At 61.7% G+C, this 3,140-nt stretch carries 3 protein-coding genes and 1 tRNA gene; all 4 read right to left on the bottom strand.

The window, feature by feature from the left end:
* Positions 1–21: 21 nt before the first annotated feature.
* Positions 22–1,368 (bottom strand): tRNA (N6-isopentenyl adenosine(37)-C2)-methylthiotransferase MiaB, encoded by a 1,347-nt coding sequence (gene miaB / locus DBR23_RS22930; protein WP_056066299.1) that lies wholly within the window; start codon positions 1,366–1,368, stop codon positions 22–24.
* Between the two features lie 101 nt (positions 1,369–1,469).
* Positions 1,470–1,925, bottom strand: coding sequence for a hypothetical protein (locus tag DBR23_RS22925; protein ID WP_199227783.1), 456 nt, complete (start codon positions 1,923–1,925; stop codon positions 1,470–1,472).
* A 168-nt stretch (positions 1,926–2,093) separates the two neighbouring features.
* Positions 2,094–2,170: transfer RNA gene (locus DBR23_RS22920), tRNA-Met, on the bottom strand.
* Between the two features lie 25 nt (positions 2,171–2,195).
* A complete protein-coding gene (locus DBR23_RS22915) occupies positions 2,196–2,975 on the bottom strand; it encodes an enoyl-CoA hydratase (RefSeq protein ID WP_108499685.1) in 780 nt (259 codons plus the stop codon).
* Positions 2,976–3,140: the final 165 nt, after the last annotated feature.

Genomic DNA, 3,140 nt, shown 5'->3' with positions numbered 1-3,140 from the left:
CGCGGCGTCTGTGCCTGCGCGTCAGCCGGCCAGTGCGGCGGTTTCGTGCGTCAGCACCTCGCCGCGCAAGGTATAGGCCTTGGCTTCGGTGATGGTCACATCCACCATCTGACCCACCAGGCGGGGCTGGCCTACAAAGTTGACCACGCGGTTGCATTCGGTGCGGCCCATCAACTCGGTGGCGTCGCGCTTGGAGGCGCCTTCCACCAGGATGCGCTGCACCGTACCCACGCGGCTCTCGCTGATGGACTTGATGTTGGCGTTGATGACGCCCTGCAGGTGCTGCAGGCGGCGCAGCTTCACGTCGTGCGGCGTGTCGTCATGCAGGCCTGCGGCAGGCGTGCCGGGGCGGGGGCTGAAGATGAAACTGAAGCTGTTGTCGAAGTGGATGTCGTCAATCAGCTTCATCATCTTGTTGAAGTCGTCTTCGGTCTCACCGGGGAAGCCCACGATGAAGTCGCTGCTCATGGCCAGGTCGGGGCGGATGGCGCGCAGCTTGCGCACCGTGCTCTTGTATTCCATGGCGGTGTAGCCGCGCTTCATGGCCATCAGGATGCGGTCGCTGCCGTGCTGCACGGGCAGGTGAAGATGGCTGGCCAGCTTGGGCAGCTTGGCGTAAGCCTCGATCAAGCGAGGCGTGAACTCGTTGGGGTGGCTGGTGGTGTAGCGGATGCGCTCGATGCCGGGGATGTCTGACACGTATTCGAGCAGCAGCGCAAAGTCGGCAATCTCTGCCGTGCCACCCATCTTGCCCAGGTACGCATTCACGTTCTGGCCCAGCAGGGTGATTTCCTTCACGCCCTGGTCGGCCAGGCCCGCCACTTCGACCAGCACGTCATCGAATGGGCGGCTCACCTCTTCGCCACGGGTGTAGGGCACCACGCAGTAGCTGCAGTATTTGCTGCAGCCTTCCATGATCGACACAAAGGCCGACGCGCCTTCCACCCGCGCGGGCGGCAGGTGGTCGAACTTCTCGATTTCGGGAAAGCTGATGTCCACCTGGGGCTTGTCCAGCCGCTCACGCTGGTTGAGCATCTCGGGCAGGCGGTGCAGGGTCTGGGGGCCGAACACCACGTCCACGTAGGGCGCGCGCTTGATGATCTCGGCGCCCTCCTGGCTGGCCACGCACCCGCCCACGCCGATCTTCACGCCGCGCGCCTTCAGGTGCTTGATGCGGCCCAGGTCGCTGAAAACCTTTTCTTGCGCCTTCTCACGCACCGAGCAGGTGTTGAAGAGGATGAGGTCGGCTTCGTCCACGTTCTGCGTGGGCTCGTAGCCTTGGGCGGCGTTCAGCACGTCGGCCATCTTGTCCGAGTCGTACTCGTTCATCTGGCAGCCGAAGGTTTTGATAAAGACTTTTTTGGCCATGGCAATTTCGCAAAAGAGCAAGCAAACACCGCACCCGGCATGGTGCGGAGACTGTGAATGTCACAACGGCGCGGTGGCTGTGCGGCCGCACCGGAAAGGAGTTACTTCAGGGCGGCGCCCGAGCCGGTCGTGATGTTGGTGACGATGGCGTCGCTGCCCTTGCGGGGCTGTGCTGCCTCGCTTTCGGTCAGGATCCATGCGGAATGCAGCATGCCGGTGCTGTTCTCCAGCATGTAGTTGACCTTGAAGGTCTGGCCCAGCACCGTGTGTGCCATGACCAAGGTGTTCTGGGGGCTGAACAGCCGCATGCCGGGGGCCATGCGGATGGTCTTGCCATTGAGTGTGGCTTCGGATGCGGTGTTGATGCTCAGCGTGCCCCGCAGTGCGGCTTCGGGGAACGGGCGTGAGAGGCCCAGGCCTGGCTGGACTTGAGCCGAGGCCGGTGCCACGGCGCAGAGGGCCGCACAGGTCACCACGGCCATCCATGCGGCATGGAAAAAGCGGGGCCCCCGCTGGGCGGGGTAGCGGCTGGAAGAGGGTGTGGTGCAGCGGTTCATGGTTTACATCCAGGGGCTGAAGGCACAATTTTAGAAGGGGTTGCCAGCGTGGCATATCCCTCTGACAAGTCAAGCGGCTCTGTGCTTCGATGGGCACAAGAACAGGTTCTGAGGCTCGCCTGAAAGAAAAAACCCACAGTGGGTTGCCGCACTGTGGGTTTTTGTATTTGGTGGTCGTAGGTGGACTTGAACCACCGACATCAGCATTATGAATGCTGCGCTCTAACCAACTGAGCTATACGACCGGAAACCAGAATTATAGAACAAAAATTATTGGTGTGTGAAGTTAGCGGCGCGTTTGTTCATGAACGCGTCCATGCCTTCCTTTTGGTCTTGCGTGGCAAACAGCGCGTGGAACAGGCGGCGCTCAAACATCACGCCATCGGCGAGCGTGCCCTCGAAGGCGCGGTTGACCGATTCCTTGGCTGCCATGACGGCGATCTGCGAGAAGCCGGCAATCATGATGGCAGCGCCCAACGCTTCGTCCATGAGCTTGTCGTAAGCCACCACTCGACTGACCAGTCCGGCGCGCTCGGCTTCGGTCGCGTCCATCATGCGGCCTGTCAACGCCATGTCCATGGCCTTGGACTTGCCCACGGCGCGGGGCAGGCGCTGCGTGCCACCGGCACCAGGGATCACGCCCAGCTTGATCTCGGGCTGACCGAATTTGGCATTGTCGGCGGCGATGATGAAGTCGCACATCATGGCCAGTTCGCAGCCGCCGCCCAATGCAAAGCCGCTGACGGCGGCGATGACGGGCTTGCGAATGGAGCGGATGGTCTCCCAGTTGCGGGTGATGTAGTCGCCCTTGTAGGTGTCAGCGAAGCTGTATTTGGCCATGGCGCCAATGTCCGCGCCCGCCGCAAAAGCCTTCTCGCTGCCGGTGACGATCATGCAGCCGATTTTCTCGTCAGCGTCGAACGCCTTGAGGGCAGCGCCCAGTTCATTCATGAGTTGGTCGTTCAGCGCGTTAAGCTGTTTGGGCCGGTTGAGGGTGATGATGCCGACCTTGTCCGCTTCAACGCGCACCTCGATGGTTTCGTAAGCCATGAAATCTCCTGGGGGTTATGGTTGGTTATGAAAGCTGCAGCAATATACCCAAGGCAGTAGGGCTTTGCTGCCGTCAGGCCAGCCAGCGTTCCACTGCAGCGGCGTCTGTCACCGTCAGGCTGATGGTGTCTGGCGCCATGGCTGTGGCGGTCGCGTTGCGCCGGC

It is taken from the genome of Acidovorax sp. HMWF018, assembly GCF_003061035.1.
GTDB classification, from domain to species: Bacteria; Pseudomonadota; Gammaproteobacteria; order Burkholderiales; family Burkholderiaceae_C; genus Acidovorax; species Acidovorax delafieldii.
The sequence above is the reverse complement of the archived record's forward strand: the minus strand, read 5'-3'. Positions and strand labels throughout refer to the sequence as shown.

Bases quoted from the DNA above. Each gene is read 5' to 3' on its own strand.
- DBR23_RS22925 (WP_199227783.1), bottom strand. From the start codon at position 1,925: ATGAACCGCTGCACCACACCCTCTTCCAGCCGCTACCCCGCCCAGCGG.
- miaB (WP_056066299.1), bottom strand. From the start codon at position 1,368: ATGGCCAAAAAAGTCTTTATCAAAACCTTCGGCTGCCAGATGAACGAG.
- DBR23_RS22915 (WP_108499685.1), bottom strand. From the start codon at position 2,975: ATGGCTTACGAAACCATCGAGGTGCGCGTTGAAGCGGACAAGGTCGGC.